The sequence below is a fragment of the Nocardioides alkalitolerans DSM 16699 genome (genome assembly GCF_000426525.1).
GTDB classification, from domain to species: Bacteria; Actinomycetota; Actinomycetes; order Propionibacteriales; family Nocardioidaceae; genus Nocardioides; species Nocardioides alkalitolerans.
Genome location: NZ_AUFN01000010.1, coordinates 706540 through 728462, shown reverse-complemented (window position 1 = coordinate 728462; position 21923 = coordinate 706540). Strand labels below are relative to the sequence as shown.

The window sequence follows — 21923 nt, the reverse complement described above, 5'->3', positions numbered from 1 at the left end:
GGGGTTCTTGGACGGGGTGTCACGATGAGAAGCACAACCGTGTCGTTCTCGTCCCCGAAGTGGAGCTCCCCGTGCTGTTCGTCGTCCTCGCGATGATCGTCATCCTTCTCATCGCCGCGGCCGTCGTCGTCCTCGCGTCGCACGACGCCGGACCCGAGGAGACCGAGCGGTTCCCCGTCGTGGCCCGGCTGCGCGCGCGTGTGCCTGCCCTCCCGGTGATCACCGAGGACGAGGACCTGCACCTGCGTCGCTGACGCCGTCGTACCCCTGCGTGGCCTGACCGGTCGCGTCCCGGCACCACCCGAGTGGTTGGATGAGCGCCATGGGTGAGTGGTTGTTCCTGGTCATCGGTCTCGCCGTCGTCGTCCTCGCGGTCGTCGTCGGCCTGGTCGCCACCGTGCGTCGTCGCGGTGCTGCGGCCCTCCCGACCGAGGACGAGGTCCGCGGCGACATCCTCGAGGAGCGGCGCACCAGCGAGGACGAGCCGCCCGCCGGCGTCGTGGCGCCGGAGTCCGGCGCCGCGCCGGTCACGACCGAGCCGGTCGAGGCCCCGGCCCCCGCCCTCGACACTCCCGAGGGCACCGCGTCGCGTCTCGTGCGGCTGCGTCAGCGCCTCTCGCGCTCGCAGGGCGGTCTGGGCCGCGGCCTGCTCGCCTTGCTCTCCCGCGACAAGCTCGACGAGGACACGTGGGAGGACATCGAGGACACGCTGCTCACGGCCGACATCGGCGTCGCGCCCACGCAGCAGCTCGTCGACAACCTCCGCACCCGCCTGCGGGTCGAGGGCTCCAGCGCCGCCGACGTGCGTGCCGTGCTCCGCGAGGAGCTCGTCGCCCTGGTCGACCCGACCATGGACCGCACCCTCAAGGTCAGCGGGGCCGACGGCCAGCCGGGCGTCGTCCTCGTCGTCGGCGTCAACGGCGCCGGCAAGACCACCACCGTCGGCAAGATCGCCCGGATCCTCGTGGCCCAGGACCGCTCCGTCGTGCTGGGCGCGGCCGACACGTTCCGTGCGGCCGCCGTCGAGCAGCTGGCCACGTGGGGCGAGCGGGTCGGTGTCCCCGTCGTGCGCGGCCCCGAGGGCTCCGACCCGGCCAGCGTCGGGTTCGAGGCCGTGAAGCAGGGCATCGCCGACGGCGTCGACACGGTGGTCGTCGACACCGCGGGCCGCCTGCAGAACAAGGCCGGCCTCATGGACGAGCTCGGCAAGGTCAAGCGGGTCGTGGAGAAGCAGGCCCCCGTCACCGAGGTGCTCCTCGTGCTCGACGCGACGACCGGCCAGAACGGCATGATCCAGGCCCGGGTCTTCAGCGAGGTCGTCGACGTGACCGGCATCGTCCTGACCAAGCTCGACGGCTCCGCCAAGGGCGGCATCGTCGTCGCCGTGCAGCGCGAGCTCGGCGTCCCCGTGAAGCTCGTCGGTCTCGGCGAGGGCCCGGACGACCTGGCGCCGTTCGACGCGGGTGCGTTCGTCGACGCCTTGCTGGGCTGATACCTCGTGGCCCGAGCAGTCCACCGCGCCACCACCGGACGCGCGGCTCGGCGCGCCCCCGCGCCGGCGCCCGCCGCCGTGCGCTCCGGCGGCGGCCCGCGGAGGTCGGCCGGAGCGCACGTCAGGGCGAGCGACCAGCGTCCCGACATCCAGGGCCTGCGAGCAGTGGCCGTCGGGTCGGTGCTCCTCTACCACCTCTGGCCGAACCGCCTGACCGGCGGATTCGTCGGGGTCGACGTCTTCTTCGTCATCTCCGGCTTCCTGATCGGCAGCCACCTCCTGCGCGAGCTGGAGTCGAGCGGGCGCATCCGCCTCGGGCGCTTCTGGGCACGCCGCGCGAAGCGGCTCCTGCCGGCCTCGCTGCTCGTGCTGCTCGTCGTCGCGGCGGTCTCGATGGTGGTGGTGCCCCTCAGCCAGCGGCGGGGCGTCCTCGACCAGGTGGTCGGCTCGGCCTTCTACGTGCAGAACTGGGTCCTGGCGTCGAAGTCCGTCGACTACCTCGCGCAGGGTGATGCCCCGTCGCCGATCCAGCACTACTGGACCCTCTCGACCGAGGAGCAGTTCTACATCCTGCTGCCGCTCCTCCTGGCGCTGGTGGCGGTGGCCATCCGTCGTACCGGGGTGCCGGCCCGCGTCTTCGTGCTCCCCGTCCTGCTGCTGGTGACGGCGGTGAGCCTGGCCTACTCGGTCCACCTGACCTCGGCCGAGCCCGGTGTCGCCTACTTCTCGACCGGCACGCGGGCGTGGGAGTTCCTCAGCGGCGCCCTCCTCGCCTGCGTCGCGGCCCCCGTCAACCGGGTCGTCCGCACGATCCTGGGCTGGGGCGGCGCCGCGGCGATCCTGGTGACCGTCGTCGTGTACGACGGCGGGACCGTGTTCCCGGGATACTCCGCGGCCCTGCCGGTCGTGGGCACCCTCGCGGTGCTGGCCGCCGTCAACACGGGGCCGATCGCGCTCGCGAGCCGCCTGCGACCGGTCACCTGGGTCGGCGACATCTCCTACGCGGTCTACCTCTGGCACTGGCCGCTCATCATCCTGCTGCCCTACGTCACCGAGCGCGAGCTCACCACGGTCGAGAAGCTGGCGATCGGTGTGGTCACCCTCGTGCTGGCCTGGGTCTCGACGACCTTCGTGGAGGACCCGGTGCGGTTCTCGCCGCGCCTGCTGGGGGGCGGCCGTCCCGTCAAGGTGGTGGGCGCCTGGATGCTGGCCTGCACCGTGCTCGTCGCCGGCCTCGCGGTCGGCGGCGGCCAGCTCGCCGAGGCGCAGCGGCGGTCGCTGGAGCAGCAGGCCGAGGAGCTCGTCGTCGGGGGCGACTACTCGTGCCTCGGCGCCGGCGCGGTCGACGGCGACACCGAGGGCTGCCCCGACCTGAACGACATCCTGGTGCCGGACCCGTCGTCGGCGGCCGACGACGACTACAACCAGCCGCCGTGCTGGGCGCCGTACGGCGAGACCGAGCCGGCCATCTGCACCCTCGGGCCCCCGGACGACGCCGAGCCGACGCTGCGGGTGCTCGCGATCGGCGACTCCCACAACAACGTCTACCTCCCCACCTACCAGCAGATGGCGCGTGAGCTGGACTGGGAGATCGACGTCACCGGGCGAGCGGGGTGCTCCTGGAGCCTCCGCCCCCAGGCCGACCTCAACGGCGCCCGCCGTGAGGAGTGCACGACGTGGAAGCAGAACATCGCCGACCACCTCGCGTCCGTCGAGCCCTACGACGTCATCCTCACCACGAGCCTGCAGATCGGCAGCCTCGTCGACCCCGGCCCGGGGGAGACGGCCGAGGAGGCGACGGTGGACTCGGTCCGCCAGGCCTGGGAGTCGCAGATCGAGCGGGGCTCCGTCGTGGTCGCGCTCCAGGACAACCCGCTGGCCCGCCCCGACATCGTGCAGTGCGTCGAGCGGGAGGGCGTGCGGGGGGCCGACGAGTGCGCCCTGCCGCTGGAGCGTGCGTTCGCCGGGTACGACGCGCTGTCGGCCGCCGTCGAGCAGACCCCCGGCAGCGCCCTGGTGACGATCCGCGACTTCCTCTGCGACGACGTCGACTGCTCGCCGGTCGTCGGCAACGTGGTCGTCTACCGGGACGTCAGCCACATGACCCAGACGTTCGTCCGGACGCTCTCGCCCTTCGTCATCGACCGGGTCGAGGCCGCGATCAACGAGGCCCGGGACGACCGTCCCTGACCTGCCCGGCCGCGTCACGTTCCCCGCACGGGCCCGATCAGCCGCCTCTCAGGCTCCGTTCATCGGAAAGTAACACCACCGGTAGTCGTGTTGCCTGGCCGAAACAAACCCGGGGCCGCCAGGAAACCTCGGGGTCCGAGGGTTGCACCCGAATGACCGGGGTCCGAGTCAGGGACGACAGTGACGTCGTCCAGGCCCTGCGTCACCGTTGATGCAACTGGAGGTTTGATGGAGCTCGGCACAGGCTATTTGGCCTTCGTCCTGGTGGCGGCGTCGCTGGTGCTGCTCATGACGCCGGGTCTGGCGCTGTTCTACGGCGGCATGACGCGGTCCAAGGGCGTTCTCAACATGATGATGATGTCGTTCGGGGCGATGGCCATCATCGCCCCGATCTACGTGCTGTGGGGCTTCTCGATGTCCTACAGCGACACGCTCGGCGCCAACGCGAGCGGCAGCGACATCGCGATGCTCTTCGCCAACCCGTTCCACCAGTTCGGCCTGGACGGCGTCCAGGGTGCGCTCGGCGAGGACGGCTCGGGCGCGCTGATCACGGTCGGCTTCCAGATGACGTTCGCGATCATCACCACCGCGCTGGTCAGCGGCGCGATCGCCGACCGCGTGAAGTACTCGGCGTGGCTCGTGTTCGTCCCCTTCTGGGTGACGTTCTCCTACTTCCCGCTCGCCCACATGGTGTTCGGCGGTGGCTTCCTCAGCGGTTCCGAGGGCGGCCTGGCCGACATGCTGTTCTCGGGTGACGGCGGCGCGAACACGGCGCCGATCGACTACGCCGGTGGCACCGCGGTGCACATCAACGCCGGTGTCGCGGGCCTCGTGCTCGCCCTGGTGATCGGCAAGCGCATCGGCTTCGGCACGCGCCCCATGCGCCCCCACAACCTGCCGCTCGTCATGCTCGGCGCCGGTCTGCTGTGGTTCGGCTGGTTCGGCTTCAACGTGGGCTCGTGGATCCCGGCCGAGGGCCTGGACGACGGCACCTACTGGGCCGGCGAGACCGGTCTGGTCTGGGTCAACACCACGGTCTGCGCGGCCGCGGCGATCCTCGGCTGGATCGTCATCGAGAAGATCCGCGACGGCAAGGCCACCAGCCTCGGTGCCGCGTCCGGCGTCGTCGCCGGCCTGGTCGCCATCACCCCCGCGTGCGGCGCCCTCAGCCCGGTCGGCTCGATCATCCTCGGCCTCGTCACCGGCGCGCTCTGCGCCCTGGCGGTCGGCCTGAAGTACAAGTTCGGCTTCGACGACTCGCTCGACGTCGTCGGCGTCCACCTCGTCGGTGGTCTCGTCGGCACGATCGCGATCGGCTTCCTCGGCACGAGCACCGGCCTCTTCTACGGTGGTGGCATCGAGCAGCTGGTCGTCCAGACGGCCATCGCGCTCTTCGCCATCCTCTGGTCGGGCATCATCACCCTCGTGATCGCCCTCGCGATCAAGGTGGTCATCGGCTGGCGCGTCGACGAGGACGACGAGGAGAACGCGATCGACAGCTCCGAGCACGGCGAGTCCGGCTACGACCTGGCCGGCGCCGTCGGCGGCCGCACCGGTACGGTTCCTACGACTGAGAAGGACGGGATCTGAGCATGAAGCTGGTCACCGCGGTCATCAAGCCGCACAAGTGGGAGGACGTCCGCGAGGCCCTCGAGACCTTCGGCGTCACCGGCATGACCGTCAGTGAGGTCAGCGGCTACGGCCGTCAGAAGGGCCACACCGAGGTCTACCGCGGCGCGGAGTACGACATCGCGCTCGTGCCCAAGATCCGCATCGAGATCGTGGTCGACGACGGGGACGCCGACGACATCGTCGGGATCGTCGTCAAGACGGCGCAGACCGGTCGCATCGGCGACGGCAAGGTCTGGGTCTCCGGCATCGAGACCGTCGTGCGGGTCCGCACCGGCGACCGCGACGCCGCCGCGATCTGAGGTCCGTCGTCACACGCGTCATCAACACCGCCCGGCCGTCGTCGACGGCCGGGCGGTGTGCTGTCCGGGGGGGTCGTACGACGCGGGTCCCCGCCACCGTGGGAAGGGTGAGGTCCGTGCAGGTCCTGGTCGTCGGATGACCGCCGCCGAGCGCGCTGCGCGCACGGCGGAGGCGGACGAGCTCTGTGCCCGTGCCTACCTCGAGACCGGGGGAGGGGACACGGGGGTGGCGCTGGTCGCCGTGGGTGGGTACGGCCGCCGGGAGCTCGCGCCGTACTCCGACCTCGACGTCGTGCTCGTGCACGACGCCACCACCGAGATCGGCGACCTGGCGGAGAAGATCTGGTACCCCCTCTGGGACGCGGCCGCCAAGATCGACCACTCGGTGCGCACGACCGACGAGACCCTCGAGGCCGCTCGGGCCGACCTCCGGGTCGCGACCGGGCTGCTCGACCTGCGTCACCTCGCGGGCGACCCGAACCTGACGCTGCGGCTGCGGAGCATGATCTTCGCCGAGTGGCGCCGGGGCGCGAAGGAGCGGCTGCCCGAGCTGCGCCGGATGACCCGGGCGCGGCACGAGCTGGTCGGCGAGCTGGCCCACATGACGGTGCCCGACCTCAAGGAGGCCGAGGGCGGGCTGCGCGACGCCACCGCCCTCAAGGCCCTCGTGGCGACCTGGCTCGTCGACATCCCGCACGCGGACCTCGAGCGCAGCCGCCAGGCGCTGCTCGACGTGCGCGACCTCGTGCACGACATCGCCGGTCGCGCGGCCGACCGGGTGGGTCCGGAGGTCTGGGACGAGCTGGCCCGTCGCCTCGACGTGCCGGACGCCGTCGCCGCCCAGGTGCGGGTGCGCGACATCGGCCGCCGCATCGACCACATCTCGCTCACCACCTGGCGCCGGGTGGACGCCGTGCTCGCCCAGGAGACGGTGCCGACCCGCCCCCGCACCCCGGGGCTGGAGCGCATCGCGCCCGGCGTCGCGCTGGCCTCGTCCGAGGTCGTGCTCGACAAGGGCGCCCGCCCCGACGAGGACCCGCTGCTGGTGCTGCGAGCGGCCGCCGAGGCCGCCGAGCGCGACCTGCTCCTGGCGCCGGCGACGGCCGCGCGCCTGGCGCGGGAGTCCCGGCCGCTGCCCGTGCCCTGGCCCGCCGAGGCCCGCCAGCTGCTCGTGCGGCTGCTCGCCTCCGGGCGGGGCCTCCAGGAGGTCTGGGAGACGCTCGAGGAGACGGGCGTGGTCGAGCGCCTGCTGCCGGAGTGGAGCCGGATCCGGAGCCTGCCGCACGCGTCCGTCATCCACCGGTTCACCGTCGACCGGCACGTCGTCGAGACGTGCATCGAGGCCAGCGCCCTCATCCGCAACGTGGCGCGCCCCGACGTGCTCATGGTCGCGGCGCTGCTCCACGACATCGGCAAGGGCGGGCTCACGGAGCACAGCGTGGCGGGGGAGCCGATCGCCCGTGAGGTGGCGACCCGCATCGGGTTCGCGCCCGACGAGGTCGACCTGGTCGGCGACCTCGTCCGGTGGCACCTGCTGCTGTCGGAGACGGCCACGACCCGGGACCCCGACGACCCCACGACCGTCGCGCTCGTCGCCGAGCACGTGACCTCGCCCGAGATGCTCTCGCTGCTCACCGCGCTGACGGAGGCGGACTGCAAGGCGGCCTCGGCCAAGGCCTGGTCGACGTGGCGCGCAGGGCTGATCCGACAGCTCGCCCGCCGTACCCTCGCCGTGCTGCTGGCCCGCGCGACCGGCACCCGGGCGCCGCGCATGAAGGAGGCGGACCGGGCGGTGCCGGCCGAGGTGCGCGCCGACGACCGGGCGGTCTCGGTCGAGGTCGAGCGCACCGACGACGGCGCCCGCATCACCGCGATCGCCGTCGACCGCTTCGGCGTGCTGGCCGACGTCGCGGCGGCGCTGGCGGTGCAGCGCATCCCGGTCCGGGCGGCGCGCGCCTGGCCCCAGGACCGCTACGCCGTCTCGGTGTGGGAGACCCCGGACGGCGAGGTCGACGCCGCGCTGCTGCGCCAGCAGGTCGCCGCCATCGCCGAGGGCCGTCTCGACCCGCGCGAGCGCATCGCGCGCCAGGTCACGTCGCGGCTGGAGCCGACCGTGGTCGTGCGTCCCGAGGCGTCGGCCACGGCGACGGTGATCGAGGTCCGCATGGACGACCGGCCCGGTGTGGTGGCGCTCGTGTGCCGCACGCTGGCCGACCTCGAGATCTCCGTGCGCTCGGCGCACATCTCCACCCTCGGGCCCCAGGCCGTCGACGTCTTCTACGTCCAGGAGGACGCGGCCGGGGTGCTGTCGGACGAGCGCGCCTCCCAGGCGGCCCACGCGCTGCGGGAGATCCTGCGCGCCACCACCGCCTGAGGGGCGACGGTCGCGGTCGGGTCATCGCGAGCGGAGCCCTGACGTAGTCTTTGGCGGGTCGGGCGTGACGCCCGGCCGCACATCGTGGGGCCCCCGCGCCTCTCCCGACCCGCCGAGGACTGACCGACGTGTTCGCCACTCTCTCCGAACGGCTCAACGCCACCCTCAAGAACCTGCGTGGCAAGGGCCGACTCTCCGACGCCGACATCGACGCCACCGCGCGCGAGATCAGGATCGCGCTGCTCGAGGCCGACGTGGCGCTGCCCGTCGTCAAGGAGTTCGTCGGTGCCGTCAAGGAGCGGGCCCGCGGCGCCGAGGTCAGCGGCGCGCTGAACCCCGCCCAGCAGATCATCAAGATCGTCAACGAGGAGCTCGTCACCATCCTCGGTGGCGAGACCCGTCGTCTCCGCTACGCCAAGAGCGGCCCCACCGTCATCATGCTGGCGGGCCTCCAGGGCGCCGGCAAGACGACCCTGGCCGCCAAGCTCGCGCTGTGGCTCAAGGAGCAGGACAAGACGCCGCTCCTCGTGGCCTGCGACCTGCAGCGCCCCAACGCCGTCAACCAGCTGCAGGTCAACGGCGGCCGCGTCGGCGTACCGGTCTTCGCGCCCGAGCCCGGCAACGGCGTCGGCGACCCCGTCAGCGTGGCCCGGGCCTCGATCGAGGAGGCGCGCCGCAAGCTGTACGACGTCGTCATCGTCGACACCGCGGGCCGTCTCGGCGTCGACTCCGAGCTCATGCAGCAGGCCTCCGACATCCGCGACGCCGTGCAGCCCGACGAGGTGCTCTTCGTCGTCGACGCGATGATCGGCCAGGACGCCGTCACGACGGCGCAGGCGTTCCTGGACGGCGTCGGGTACGACGGCGTGGTGCTCACCAAGCTCGACGGTGACGCCCGTGGTGGTGCCGCGCTCTCGATCGCGTCCATCACCGGCAAGCCGGTCATGTTCGCGTCCAGCGGCGAGAAGATGACCGACTTCGACCTGTTCCACCCGGACCGCATGGCGGGCCGGATCCTGGACATGGGCGACGTGATGACGCTCATCGAGCAGGCCGAGAAGACGTTCGACCAGGACCAGGCCCTCAAGGCCGCCGAGAAGCTCAGCGGTGGCGACTTCACCCTCGACGACTTCCTCGAGCAGATGCAGCAGGTGCGCAAGCTCGGCTCGCTCTCGAAGATCATGGGGATGCTCCCCGGCATGGGGCAGTTCCGCGACCAGCTCGAGAACTTCGACGAGCGCGAGATCGACCGCATCCAGGCGATCATCCAGTCGATGACGCCGGCCGAGCGGGCCAACCCGAAGCTGATCGACGGCTCGCGCCGGGCGCGCATCGCCAAGGGCTCCGGCCGCCAGGTCTCCGACGTCAACCAGCTCGTCGACCGCTTCTTCGAGGCGCGCAAGATGATGGTGCAGATGGCCCGGGGCGGCGGGATGCCCGGGATGCCGGGCATGCCCGGGATGCCCGGGGCCGGCGGCAAGCGGGCGAAGGCGAAGCAGGCCCCCAAGAAGGGCAAGGGCAAGCGCGTGTCGGGCAACCCCGCGAAGGCGGCCCTGCAGGCGAAGGCCGACAAGGAGAAGGCGGCCCAGCCCGGCAACCCCTTCGGCGACCCGAGCGGTGAGGGCGTCGACTACCAGAAGGCCGCCGAGGCCCTCGAGCTGCCGGGCGACTTCGCCAAGTTCCTGAAGTGACCGCCCGACCCGTCGTCCTGCGGTGAGCCCGCGGTGAGCTCCGTCCTGGTCGTCGACGGCGCCAACGTCGTCGGCAGCCGCCCCGACGGCTGGTGGAAGGACCGCGCGGGCGCGGCCCGCCGCCTCCACGAGGCCCTCATGGTGGCCGACGTGGACTACGACGTCGTGGTGCTCGTGCTCGAGGGCGGCGCCAAGGGCGGGGTCAGGGCCGGGCGCGACGCCCACGTGCGTACCGTCCACGCGAAGGGTGCCGGCGACGAGACCATCGTGGCCGAGGCGCGCGCCGCGGCGCAGCGCGGCGACCGTACGGCGGTGGTCTCCGCCGACCGCATGCTGCTGGCCCGGGTGCAGGGTGCCGGCGCCGTGGGGCTCAGCCCCACCTGGTTGCTCGACCAGCTCTGACCGGCCACCCGGCAGGGGCCGCTCGCGCGGTGTGACGGGGGTCGCTACGGTCACCCCATGGGTGCGCTGCGGTTCCGGGGTCCGGTCCTTCCCGACGGAGAGGCGCGCGATCTCTACGTCGTCGACGGTCACGTCACCTACGAGCCGCAGCCGGGCGCCGAGACCGCCGCCGAGGGCTGGATCGTGCCGGGGCTGGTCGACGCGCACTGCCACCTCGGCCTCGACGAGCACGGACCGGTCACCGACGCCGAGGCGGAGGAGCAGGCGCTCCTGGACCGTGACGGCGGTGCCCTGCTCATCCGTGACTGCGGCTCCGCGCTGGACACGTCGTGGATGCACGAGCGCGACGACCTGCCGCGCCTGATCCGCGCCGGACGCCACGTGGCCCGCACGAGGCGCTACATCCGGGGGTACGCCGCCGAGGTCGAGCCCGAGGGTCTCGTGGAGCAGGTGCGCCTCGAGGCCCGCCGGGGCGACGGCTGGGTCAAGCTGGTGGGGGACTGGATCGACCGGGAGACGGGCGACCTCAGCCCCTCCTTCCCGCCGGAGGCGTTCGCGGCCGCGATCGCGGCGGCCCACGAGGAGGGTGCGAAGGTCACCGCGCACTGCTTCGGCCACGACGTGCTGCCCGGCCTCGTCGACGCGGGCATCGACTGCATCGAGCACGGCACCGGGCTGACCCCGGACCTCGTGACGCAGATGGTCGCCGCGGGCACGGCGCTCGTGCCGACCGTGATGCAGCTCGACCTCTTCCCGGCGCACGCGGCCGCAGGTGCGCCGCGCTTCCCGGCGTACGCCTCGACCATGACCGACCTGCACGTGCGGCGCCGCGACACCCTGATGGGGGCCTGGGAGGCCGGCGTGCCGATGTACGCCGGCTCCGACGGCGGTGGCCGTGCCCGGCACGGCAACCTCGTCGGGGAGATCGTCGCCCTCGCGGCGCTGGGGCTCCCCGCGCACGACGCCCTCGCCGCCGCCTCGTGGCGCGCGCGGGAGTGGCTCGGGCACGCCCCGACGCTGGCCGAGGGAGCACCCGCCGACTTCGTCGTCACCCGGGCCGATCCCGTGGCCGACCTCGCCACCCTGTGGGCCCCGGCGGCCGTCGTCCTCCGTGGGACGGTCGTGTCCGGCTCCTGAGATGCGCGCCACGATCGTCTCCCGGTGCGGTCGCGGCGGCGTACGTCTTCCCGCCGTCTGCCCAGGCCACGGGACGTCTCACTTGGGTAACGATGAAGGTCTAGACCGTGCTCGGGGGGTGTGCCGCGAGCCCCCCTGCGGTTAGCGTCCGTCGGCGTGGCGCCACTCGGTCCCACCCGCGGGGGTGGGGTGCGCCGACACGACGTATGAATCTGGAGGATTCGTGAAGATCAGGAGAATCACCGCGGCCGCGACAGCGGTTGCACTGGCCGCCGCGCTCGCGGCGTGCGCCCCGCCCGAGGACGAGGACGGCGGTGACGGCGACGGCAACGGCGGCAACGCCGACACCTCCATCACGGTGGGCTGGAACCAGCCGTTCTACTCGTACAACTCGGACACGTCGAACGGCAACGCCACGGCGAACTCCATCATCTTGTACCTGATGAACTCCGGCCTGAACTACTACGACGCCAACCAGGAGCTCATCGCCGACGAGTCGTTCGGCTCGTACGAGCTGCTGAGCGAGGACCCGCTGACGGTCGAGTACACGATCGCCGACGGCGTCGAGTGGTCCGACGGCACGCCCGTCGACGCCTCCGACCTGCTCCTCGCCTGGGCCGCCGGCTCCGGTGTCGTCAACACGGTCGAGGCGGACGCCGTCGAGCGCGACGAGAGCAACTACCCGGTGCTCGACGACGGCGCGGTCTTCTTCGACAGCTCCTCGGCCGGTCTCGGCTTCACCGACATCCCCGAGATCTCGGAGGACGGCAAGTCGCTGACCCTCACCTACAGCGAGCCCTTCGCCGACTGGGAGGTCCAGCTCGACGTCGGTGTCCCCGCCCACGTCACCGCCATGCAGGCCCTCGACATCGAGGACCCGCAGGAGGCGAAGGACGCGCTCGTCGACGCCATCACCACCGAGGACGCCGCGGCACTCTCGCCGATCGCGAACTTCTGGAACTCGGGCTACGACTTCACCGAGCTGCCCGACGACCCGTCGCTCTACCTCTCCAACGGCGCCTACGTCCTCACCGACATGGTCGACGGCCAGTACGCCACGCTGGAGGCGAACGACGGCTACACCGGCGAGCGCCCCGCGGGCATCGAGACCGTGACCGTCTCCTGGAACGAGGACCCGAACGCCCAGGTCCAGCAGCTGGAGAACGGTGAGGTCGACCTCATGGGCCCGCAGGCCACGACCGACATCGTCGACGCCCTGGGCGGCATCGACGGCGTCGAGCTCGAGACCGGCGTCGAGGGCACGTACGAGCACCTCGACCTGGTGTTCAACAACGGTGGTCCGTTCGACCCCGCCACCTACGGTGGTGACGAGGCGACCGCCCTCGCCGTGCGCCAGGCCTTCTTGACCGCGCTCCCGCGCCAGGACATCATCGACCGCCTCATCGCCCCGCTCCAGGACGGTGCCGAGGTGCGCGACTCGCAGCTCATCACGCCCGGTGCGCCCGGCTACGACGAGATCATCGCGGACAACGGCTCCGACCAGTACTCCGAGTCCGACCCGGCCGCCGCCCAGGCGATCCTCGCCGAGGCCGGCGTGACCGCGCCGATCGACGTGCGCACGATGTTCGCCGCCGACAACGTCCGTCGCGACAACATCTTCAACATCATCCAGCCGGTGCTGGCCGAGGCCGGGTTCAACCTGGTCGACGCCCGCAACGCCGACTGGGGCTCCAAGCTGGGCGACGGCACGTACGACGCCGTGTACTTCGGCTGGCAGTCCACGTCGACGGCCGTGACGGAGTCGCAGGCGACCTTCGGCACGGGCGGTCTGAACAACCTCAACGGCTTCAGCGACCCCGAGGTCGACGCCCTGTTCGACCAGCTCGCGGTCACGACCGACGAGGACGAGCAGATCGACATCCAGACGCAGATCGACACGATCCTGTTCGACGCTGCCTACGGTCTGACGCTGTTCCAGTTCCCGTCCGTCGCGGCGTGGAACACCGACCGCCTCGAGGGTGTCGAGCCGGCTCCGCTCAACCCGACCATCTTCTACGGCTACTGGAACTGGTCGGTTCCGGAGTGACCCGTCGTCCCTGACGACACACTCCCTGCAGCACCGTGATCGGGGGCCGTCGGTCGACGACCGGCGGCCCCTGATCCCTGCCACGACGCCTCCCGGGCCGGAGGCGCCGACTCCCAACTCTCGTGTGAGGTCCTCACCCGATGTTCATGTTCCTGACGCGACGGCTGCTGACCTCCGCGCTCGTCGTCCTGATCTCGACGCTCGTGATGTACGTCCTCGTGAGCATCGCGATCGATCCGCTCGAAGACCTGCGTGCGAGCACGGACCCCAACAAGGAAGCGTTGATCGCGTCGCGCACCAATGCGCTCGACCTCAACACTCCCGTGCTCCTGCGCTACCTCGACTGGCTCTCCGGCATCCCGCGCGGCTACCTGGGCGTCAACTGGCAGACGAACCAGCAGGTCACCGAGCTCCTCTCCGGCGCCGTGACCACCACGCTCCAGCTGGTGACCGTCGCCGCCCTGCTCGCGATCATGCTCGGTGTCTTCGTCGGCATCGTCAGCGCGCTGCGCCAGTACTCGGGCTTCGACTACTCGCTGACGCTGCTGTCCTTCCTCCTCTACTCCCTGCCGACCTTCTGGGTCGCCGTCCTGCTGAAGCAGTTCCTGGCGATCGAGTTCAACAACTTCCTCGACGAGCCGGGCATCGCCTGGTGGTTCTACGTCGTGGTGATCCTGGCCTCCGGCATCGTCACGATGGCCGCCGTCGGCGGTACGGCGCGCAAGCGGCTCCAGGTCTTCGGCATCGCCGCCGGGGCGGGCCTCGTGGCCGTCGCCTACATGGACCTGACCGACTTCTTCGTGACCCCCGGGCTCGGCATCATCATGGTCGCGGTCCTGGGCATCGCGATCGCCGTCGGCGTCACCGGTCTCTCGACCGGGCTGGGTGACCGACGCTCGCTCTACGCCGCGCTGACGGTCGCCGTCCTCGGCGTCGTCCTCTACTACCCGATGCTCTACGTCTGGTACTACATCGAGGTCAACTGGCTGATCATCATCGGCCTCGGGGTCCTCACGGTGCTGGTCGGGCTCGGTGTGGGTCTCGTCTGGGGCGGGCCCGACAAGTGGACCGTGGCGCGCACGGCGGCGCTCACCGCCGTACCGGTCGCGATGCTCCTCTTCGTCGACCGCCTGCTGAGCTCGTGGGACTCCTTCGTCGACAACGGCCTCATCCGGGGTCGTCCGATCTCGACGTCGGGCCGGCGCACCCCGAACTTCGACGAGGGGTTCTGGCTCAACACGCTCGACCTCTTCGGCCACCTGCTGCTCCCGACGGTGACGCTGGTGCTGATCTCGTTCGCGTCGTACAGCCGGTACTCCCGGGCCAGCACGCTCGAGGTGCTCAACCAGGACTACATGCGCACCGCCCGGGCCAAGGGCCTCACGGAGCGGACCGTGATCATGCGGCACGCCTTCCGCAACGCGCTGATCCCGCTCGCGTCGATCGTGCCGGTCGACATCATCACCCTCGTCGGTGGCGCGGTCATCACGGAGCGGATCTTCGGCTGGCGGGGGATGGGATTCCTCTTCGCCGACTCGCTCGAGAAGAACATCATCGACCCGGTGATGGCCTACCTGCTGATCGTGGCGATCCTGGCGGTGGTCGCGAACTTCGTCGCCGACCTCATGTACGCCGTGCTCGACCCGCGGATCCGGGTGAACGCATGAGCCGCCCGGCCGCCCACCGTCCCACCGCCTCGGAAGGGGAGAACGCATGACCGTCGAGACCCCGCCGTCGAACGTCCCCGACGAGCCCATCGAGAACGCGCTCGAGCTGAAGGACGTCGAGGGCCTCTCGCAGGGCCAGATCGTCTTCCGCCGGTTCGTCCGGCACCGCGGGGCGATCGGTGGCCTCATCGCCCTCGTGATGGTGGCGCTGCTCGCCTACAGCTCCATCGGCGTCGGCCCCATCCCCGGGTGGTGGAAGTTCGGCCCGAACCAGCAGAACGCGCTCTTCAACGACGGGGGCACGCCCTCGCTCGGCCTGCCGACCTGGCTCGGCGGCGACGGCCTGGCCTGGGGCGACGCCCCGTTCGGCCAGGACGAGATCGGCCGCGACATCTTCGCCCGCACGATGCTCGGCACCCAGACGTCCCTGATGGTCATGTTCGTCATTGGGATCGTCTCCGCCGTCCTCGGCATCGCGGTCGGCGCCGCCTCGGGCTACTACCGCGGCGCGACCGACCAGGTGCTGATGCGCTTCACCGACCTGATCATCACGTTCCCGCTCATCGTCATCGGCGCCGTGCTCGGCAAGATGGTCGGCGCGGGCGGTGTGTTCTGGCTGGCCCTGATCCTCGGTGCCGTCACCTGGACCAGCCTCGCCCGGCTCGTGCGGGCGGAGTTCTTCTCGCTGCGCGAGCGCGAGTTCGTGGACGCGGCCCGGGTCGCCGGGGCGAGCGACCTGCGCATCATCGTCAAGCACATGATCCCGAACGCCATGGGCGTGATCATCGTGAACACGACGCTGCTGATGTCGGCCGCGGTGATCCTGGAGGCGTCGCTCAGCTACCTGGGCTTCGGCATCCAGTCGCCCGACGTGTCGCTCGGCAAGATGGTCGCCGACTACGAGTCGGCGTTCCGCACGCGGCCGTGGCTCTTCTGGTGGCCCGGGTTCTTCGTCATCGTGATCGCGCTATCGGTCAACTTCATCGGCGACGGCGTCCGTGACGCCTTCGACCCCCGCCAGAAGAAGGTCCCCTCGGCCCGGGCCATGGCACGGGCCGCCGGTCGCCAGACGAAGGCCGCGAAGTGACCGCCTCGCTACAGCAGGGTGAGCACCGGGCCGGCCACGGCGAGCACGGCGAGCACGGCCACGGCCACCTGGGCGGGGAGGTCACGCTCCCACGCGCCGACCGGCACGTCGTCGCTCGAGGTGCCCGTCGGGGCGGCGGGCGTGGCCTGGCCGAGGGCCACGGCCCGGTCCCAGCGCTTGCGCAGCATCACGGCGGCCTCGCTGTCCAGGCTGCGGGCACGCTGCATGCCGGTCGGGGCGGGCGTGGCCCACACGTCGTACCGGCCGTCGGTCGTCAGCAGACGCACGCCGTACCGGCCCTCGACCTCGCGCAGCTCGGACCACGGCACCCGCACCTCCGCGAAGGGGTTGCGCACCTCGACGCCCGTGTCGTCGGCGCGCAGGTAGGGCCGCCAGTAGGCGAGCCAGCCGACGGTCCCGACGAGCGCGACCACGCCGCCGTACCGGAGCACGGCCTCCCCGCCGGCCCATCCGATCGAGGCGAGGCACGCGAGCGCCCCCGCGACGATCGCTCCGCCGAGCACCCGGCTGAAGCGGGACTGGTAGGTCTGGACGTACGCCGTCCCCTTCGGCTCCCCGACCGGCTCGTTCCCGCTGCGCGACGTCATGCCCGCAGCCTTGCAGACCACCGCACGACCTTGGAAGGTGACCTGTGACCACCCCCGACGAGACCCCCGGCACCCGCCCGGAGGCCCCCGACGCGCGCACGACCGAGCCGTCCGTGGGCCTGACGAAGCCCTCCGGGACGACGGCGGCCGGTGACGGTCGCCCGCCCGTCCTCGAGGTCACCGACCTCTCGGTGGAGTTCTTCGTCGACGACGCCTGGTTCCCCGCCGCCGCCGACGTGACCTACACGGTCGCGCCGGGCGAGGTGCTCGCGATCGTGGGCGAGTCCGGCTCGGGCAAGACGCAGTCGTCGATGTCGCTCCTCGGGCTGCTGCCCAAGAACGGCCGCGCGACCGGCAGCGCCAAGCTCAACGGCAAGGAGATCCTCGGTCTCCGCGGCTCGGCCCAGCGGAAGGTGCGCGGCAAGGAGATCGCCGTCATCTTCCAGGAGCCGATGACGGCGCTGAACCCGGTCTACCCGATCGGCTTCCAGATCGTCGAGGCCCTGCGCACGCACTTCGTGATGTCGCCCTCGGCGGCCCGGGAGCGCGCGCTCGAGCTGCTGCGGCTCGTGGAGATCCCGGAGCCGGAGCGCCGGTTCCACGCGTTCCCGCACCAGCTCTCCGGCGGTCAGCGCCAGCGCGCCATGATCGCCCAGGCGCTCTCGTGCGACCCGACGCTGCTCATCGCCGACGAGCCCACGACGGCGCTCGACGTGACGGTCCAGGCCGAGATCCTCAAGCTGATCACCGACCTGAAGGACCGGATCGACTCGGGCATCGTGCTCATCACGCACGACATGGGCGTCGTGGCCGACATGGCCGACCGGATGATCGTCATGAAGGACGGTCGGATCGTCGAGACCGGCACGACCGACGACGTCTTCGGCAACCCGCAGCACCCCTACACCCAGCAGCTGCTCAGCGCGGTGCCGCACTTCGGGCGCCACGCGAGCAAGGTGAAGGTCGACGGGGCGCGCACGGTCGTCGACGGGGTCGTGCTCGGCGACCCGGTGCTGGAGCTGACGAACCTCGTGCTCGAGTACCCCAAGCGTGGCTCCCAGCCGGTCTTCCGGGCCGTCGACGACGTCACCTTCACCGTCTCCAAGGGCGAGGTCGTCGGCCTCGTGGGGGAGTCGGGGTCGGGCAAGACGACCATCGGTCGTGCGGCGGTCGGCCTCCTGCCTATCGCTGGCGGCGGGCTCCGCGTCGACGGCGTCGACATGACCAACGCCAAGCGCCGCGAGCTGCAGGAGCTGCGCCGTCGGGTCGGCATCGTGTTCCAGGACCCGGGGTCCTCGCTGAACCCCCGCATCCCCATCGGTGAGTCGGTCGGCGAGCCCCTCTACCTGCACGAGCGGCTGCGGGGCAAGGAGCTGAGCAACCGCGTCGAGCTGCTGCTCGACCAGGTGCACCTGCCGCGCTCGATGCGCAACCGCTACCCCCACGAGCTGTCGGGCGGTCAGCGTCAGCGCGTCGGGATCGCCCGCGCCCTGGCGCTCGAGCCCCAGCTGCTCGTGGCCGACGAGCCCACCTCGGCGCTCGACGTCTCGGTGCAGGCGCGCGTGCTCGAGCTGTTCCAGGAGCTGCAGCAGCAGTACGGGTTCGGCTGCCTCTTCATCAGCCACGACCTCGCGGTCGTCGAGCTGCTCGCCTCGCGGATCGCGGTGCTGCGCCACGGCAAGCTCGTCGAGCTCGGGACGAGCCAGCAGATCGTGACCGACCCGCAGGAGGAGTACACGAAGCGGTTGGTCTCGGCCGTGCCGGTGCCCGACCCCGTCGAGCAGCGCGCACGTCGTGCGGAGCGCGACGCGCTGCTCGCGGCCTCCACGGCCAGCTGACCGACGCCCCGTCCGCGGGGCCTCGACGCCGGTGCGGTCCGGTGGCCGGGTGAATTCGCCCGTCCGCCGGACCTCTGGCAGAATGACCGGTCGAGTCGTGCGGTGCGTGGCCCCTCTCATCCACGCACCGACCGCCCATGGAGGTACGGACACCGGGTCCCCACCCTGACCGTCCGGCCTCACCATCCAAGATTTCGAGGAGACACCACCCACGTGGCCGTCAAGATCCGTTTGAAGCGCCTGGGCAAGATCCGGGTGCCGCAGTACCGCGTCGTCGTCGTCGACTCCCGCAAGAAGCGCGACGGCAGGGTCATCGAGGAGATCGGCAAGTACCACCCGAAGGAGGAGCCCTCGTTCATCGAGGTCACCTCCGACCGGGCCCAGTACTGGCTCGGTGTCGGCGCGCAGCCGACCGAGGCGGTCGAGGTGCTGCTGAAGATCACCGGTGACTGGCAGAAGTTCAAGGGCCTGCCGGGCACCGAGGGCACCCTGAAGGTCAAGGAGCCCAAGCGCGACAAGCTCGAGATCTTCAACGAGGCGCTCAAGGAGGCTCAGAACGAGCCCAAGGGTGCCGCCGTGACGAAGAAGTCGGCCAAGAAGTCGGAGGAGCCGGCTGAGGCTCCCGCCGAGGCTGCTGCTCCGGCCGAGGCCGAGACCGCTTCCTCCGAGGCCTGAGCATGATGATCGCCGAGGCGCTGGAGCACCTCGTCCGGGGTGTCGTCGACAACCCGGACGACGTGTCCGTGCAGGACAAGCAGCTGCGTCGAGGGTCGGTGCTCGAGGTCCGGGTCCACCCCGACGACCTCGGCAAGGTCATCGGTCGCAACGGCCGCACGGCCACCGCGTTCCGCACGGTGGTCAGCGCGCTCGCCGGTCGTGGTGGGGCTCGCGTCGACTTCGTCGACGTCGACCGCCGCCGCTGACCCGGTCGCACCGCACGTCGTACGACGGGCGCCATCCCCCCGGGGGTGGCGCCCGTCGCGCATTTTCCTCCAGCCCCGGCGTGCGCCGTACCCTGCACGACGTGAGCAGCGTGGAGGTCTTCGTCGGACGGGTCGGTAAGCCGCACGGCATCAAGGGCGAGGTGACGGTCGACGTCCGGACCGACGAGCCCGACCGGCGGTTCGCACCCGGTGCCCGTCTCCGCGTCGAGGCCCCGCGCGGGTCCGCCTCGACCCTGACGACCATCGAGGTCGAGTCGAGCCGCTGGCACCAGGGTGTCCTGCTCGTGCGGTTCACGGGTCTCGGCACCCGCAACGACGCCGAGACCGTCCGTGGGCTGCTGCTCCACACCACGCTCGACCTCGGGGACCGCCCCGAGGACCCCGAGGAGTTCTACGACCACCAGCTCGTCGGGCTCGCGGCGTACGACCTCGACGGTGCCCTCCTCGGCGAGGTGACCACCGTGGTGCACGGTGCCGCGCAGGACCTGCTGGGCATCCGCACGCCCGACCGCCGCGACACGCTCGTGCCGTTCGTCGCCGAGCTCGTGCCCGAGGTCGACCTCGAGGCCCGCCGCGTGGTCGTCGCCGACCGTCCCGGCCTCGTCGCGCCGTTCCCGGACGACGCCCCCACGACGGACCCGTCGGCCGACACCTCCTCGACCGACACCCCGGCGACCGGGGCCTGACCGCGCGTGCGCATCGACGTCGTCTCGATCTTCCCCGACTACCTGCGGGCGCTCGACCTCTCCCTGCCGGGCAAGGCCCAGGCCAGCGGACTGCTCGACCTCCGCGTGCACGACCTGCGCGGCTGGACGCAGGACCGGCACCGCACCGTGGACGACACGCCGTACGGCGGGGGCGCCGGCATGGTGATGAAGCCCGAGCCGTGGGGCGCCGCGCTCGACGAGCTCGACGTGGCCGGCGCGACCCTGGTCGTCCCGACGCCGTCCGGCCAGCCGTTCACCCAGGCCGTGGCCCGCGAGCTCGCCGCCGAGGAGCGGCTGGTGGTGGCCTGCGGTCGCTACGAGGGCATCGACGCCCGGGTGGTCGAGCACGCGGAGGCGGCCGGTGCGCGGGTGCGGGAGCTGTCGCTGGGCGACTACGTGCTCAACGGGGGAGAGGTGGCGGCGCTCGCGGTCGTCGAGGCCGTCGTGCGCCTGCTCCCCGGGTTCATGGGCAATCCTGAGTCCCTGGTGGAGGAGTCCCACACCGACGGGCTGCTCGAGTACCCCGTCTACACCAAGCCCGCGTCGTGGCGCGGCCTGGAGGTGCCGCCGGTGCTGCTCAGCGGCGACCACGGGGCCATCTCCGCCTGGCGGCACGCGCAGGCGGTGCGCCGCACGGCCGAGCGGCGGCCCGACCTCGTGCGCCCCGACGCGCTGACGGGGCTCGACGGGGTCGAGGGGGCGTACGACGTGGCGCCCGCGACGGTGGGCGACGCCGGCGAGCTCTGGACGCTCTCGCGCGCCTGCTGGGTCGCGGAGGCCCAGGCCAACCCCGGCGTCCGGATCCCGGCGCTGGAGGAGACGCTCGACGACGTGGTCGCCTCCCTCGGCACCTGGCAGACCGTGGTCGTGCGCTCCGCGGGCCGGCTCGTCGCCTCCGTGCGCGGTCGTCGTGACGACGCGACCTGGGAGGTGGGCCGGCTGATGGTCGCCCCCGACCTGCAGGGCCGCGGCCTCGGACGGTGGCTGCTGGCGTACGGCGAGCAGCTCGCCGCCCCGTGGGTCGCCGACGGCGAGGTGACGTCGTACGCGCTCGTCACCGGCGCCCGCAGCGAGCGGAACCTGCGCGTGTACGGCAAAGCGGGCTACCGGATCGTCGGACCCGCGGAGGAGGGTGCCGTGCGCCTCGTGCGACCCGCGCGCCCCGCCGGCCGTTCGGGCCGGCGCCGCGGTCGCTGAGGCGGGATGCGGGCCCCTCCTCGAGGATGTGGCAGAATCACCCGCTGGCCCAGTCGGCCGGAGGATCGCCCCGAGGAACACGCGGGGGATCCGCGTCCCGCTCCTGCCACAGGGGGAGCAGGCGCTGCCGACCACCACGACCGGGCCGCGAACACATCCGTGAACCATTCCGCGGCTGGCCTGTGGCAACCGTGAGGAGCAACCATGACCAACGTCATCAACCAGCTCGAGCAGGCGCTGAAGCGCGACGACGTCCCGGCCTTCCGCGCCGGTGACACCATCAAGGTGCAGGTGAAGGTCGTCGAGGGCAGCCGCTCGCGCGTCCAGCTGTTCCAGGGTGTCGTCCTCCGCGTGCAGGGCTCCGGCGTGGGCCGCACGTTCACCGTCCGCAAGGTCTCCTTCGGCGTGGGCGTCGAGCGCACCTTCCCGCTGCACTCCCCGATCTTCGAGTCGATCGAGGTCGTGACCCGCGGTGACGTGCGTCGCGCGAAGCTCTACTACCTGCGCAACCTCCGCGGCAAGGCCGCCAAGATCAAGGAGCGCCGCGACATCTGACGACCCTCCCCACGGGCACGTCACGCCGATCGGCGGGCGCTGCCGGTGGGTGGCTA

General features: G+C 71.6%; 19 protein-coding genes. 18 read left to right on the top strand and 1 reads right to left on the bottom strand.

The window, feature by feature from the left end; all coding sequences use genetic code 11:
• Positions 1-59 precede the first annotated feature (59 nt).
• The 12 genes from K329_RS0104155 to K329_RS0104100 all read left to right on the top strand — a co-directional run bounded on the left by K329_RS0104155 (position 60) and on the right by K329_RS0104100 (position 16018).
• Positions 60-254 (top strand): hypothetical protein, encoded by a 195-nt coding sequence (locus K329_RS0104155; protein ID WP_028472077.1) that lies wholly within the window; start codon positions 60-62, stop codon positions 252-254.
• 59 nt (positions 255-313) lie between these two features.
• Entirely contained in the window at positions 314-1492 is a 1179-nt protein-coding gene (gene ftsY, locus K329_RS0104150; protein WP_028472076.1) for a signal recognition particle-docking protein FtsY, read from the top strand.
• 6 nt (positions 1493-1498) lie between these two features.
• A complete protein-coding gene (locus K329_RS0104145) occupies positions 1499-3682 on the top strand; it encodes an acyltransferase family protein (RefSeq protein WP_084540969.1) in 2184 nt (727 codons plus the stop codon).
• A 228-nt stretch (positions 3683-3910) separates the two neighbouring features.
• Positions 3911-5272, top strand: coding sequence for an ammonium transporter (locus tag K329_RS24460; RefSeq protein WP_052336328.1), 1362 nt, complete (start codon positions 3911-3913; stop codon positions 5270-5272).
• A gap of 2 nt (positions 5273-5274) precedes the next feature.
• Positions 5275-5613 carry a P-II family nitrogen regulator gene (locus K329_RS0104135; RefSeq protein WP_028472074.1) on the top strand — a complete coding sequence of 113 codons (339 nt, stop codon included), beginning with the start codon at positions 5275-5277 and terminating at the stop codon, positions 5611-5613.
• 136 nt (positions 5614-5749) lie between these two features.
• Positions 5750-7987, top strand: coding sequence for a [protein-PII] uridylyltransferase (locus K329_RS24455; RefSeq protein WP_043641976.1), 2238 nt, complete (start codon positions 5750-5752; stop codon positions 7985-7987).
• Positions 7988-8115: 128 nt separating this feature from the next.
• Complete coding sequence (gene ffh, locus K329_RS0104125) at positions 8116-9678, top strand: signal recognition particle protein (protein WP_028472073.1); 1563 nt, start codon at positions 8116-8118, stop codon at positions 9676-9678.
• 33 nt (positions 9679-9711) lie between these two features.
• On the top strand, positions 9712-10080 hold the full coding sequence (locus K329_RS0104120) for a hypothetical protein (RefSeq protein ID WP_028472072.1): 369 nt from the start codon (positions 9712-9714) through the stop codon (positions 10078-10080).
• Positions 10081-10137: 57 nt separating this feature from the next.
• On the top strand, positions 10138-11217 hold the full coding sequence (locus K329_RS0104115) for an amidohydrolase family protein (RefSeq protein WP_028472071.1): 1080 nt from the start codon (positions 10138-10140) through the stop codon (positions 11215-11217).
• A 223-nt stretch (positions 11218-11440) separates the two neighbouring features.
• Positions 11441-13264 carry an ABC transporter family substrate-binding protein gene (locus K329_RS0104110; RefSeq protein WP_043641974.1) on the top strand — a complete coding sequence of 608 codons (1824 nt, stop codon included), beginning with the start codon at positions 11441-11443 and terminating at the stop codon, positions 13262-13264.
• 140 nt (positions 13265-13404) lie between these two features.
• Positions 13405-14931, top strand: a complete 1527-nt coding sequence (locus tag K329_RS0104105) for an ABC transporter permease (protein WP_028472069.1) — start codon at positions 13405-13407, stop codon at positions 14929-14931.
• A gap of 46 nt (positions 14932-14977) precedes the next feature.
• Positions 14978-16018, top strand: coding sequence for an ABC transporter permease (locus tag K329_RS0104100; RefSeq protein WP_028472068.1), 1041 nt, complete (start codon positions 14978-14980; stop codon positions 16016-16018).
• Between the two features lie 8 nt (positions 16019-16026).
• Here K329_RS0104100 and K329_RS24450 read toward each other — a convergent pair whose 3' ends face one another.
• Positions 16027-16626: a PH domain-containing protein gene (locus K329_RS24450; RefSeq protein WP_157571548.1), complete on the bottom strand. Its 600-nt coding sequence runs from the start codon at positions 16624-16626 to the stop codon at positions 16027-16029.
• A gap of 44 nt (positions 16627-16670) precedes the next feature.
• Here K329_RS24450 and K329_RS0104090 point away from each other — a divergent pair, with 44 nt between their 5' ends.
• From K329_RS0104090 to rplS, 6 genes are all read left to right on the top strand, one after another.
• Positions 16671-18464, top strand: a complete 1794-nt coding sequence (locus K329_RS0104090) for an ABC transporter ATP-binding protein (RefSeq protein ID WP_245596430.1) — start codon at positions 16671-16673, stop codon at positions 18462-18464.
• 213 nt (positions 18465-18677) lie between these two features.
• On the top strand, positions 18678-19139 hold the full coding sequence (gene rpsP, locus K329_RS0104085; RefSeq protein WP_028472066.1) for a 30S ribosomal protein S16: 462 nt from the start codon (positions 18678-18680) through the stop codon (positions 19137-19139).
• Positions 19140-19144: 5 nt separating this feature from the next.
• The gene (locus K329_RS0104080; RefSeq protein ID WP_028472065.1) at positions 19145-19387 is read left to right on the top strand and encodes an RNA-binding protein; all 243 of its coding nucleotides are present in this window, start codon (positions 19145-19147) and stop codon (positions 19385-19387) included.
• A gap of 101 nt (positions 19388-19488) precedes the next feature.
• A complete protein-coding gene (gene rimM, locus K329_RS24445) occupies positions 19489-20094 on the top strand; it encodes a ribosome maturation factor RimM (protein ID WP_084541045.1) in 606 nt (201 codons plus the stop codon).
• 6 nt (positions 20095-20100) lie between these two features.
• The gene (gene trmD / locus K329_RS0104070) at positions 20101-21312 is read left to right on the top strand and encodes a tRNA (guanosine(37)-N1)-methyltransferase TrmD (RefSeq protein WP_028472064.1); all 1212 of its coding nucleotides are present in this window, start codon (positions 20101-20103) and stop codon (positions 21310-21312) included.
• 204 nt (positions 21313-21516) lie between these two features.
• Positions 21517-21867 (top strand): 50S ribosomal protein L19, encoded by a 351-nt coding sequence (rplS, locus tag K329_RS0104065; RefSeq protein WP_028472063.1) that lies wholly within the window; start codon positions 21517-21519, stop codon positions 21865-21867.
• The last annotated feature ends 56 nt before the right edge of the window (positions 21868-21923 follow it).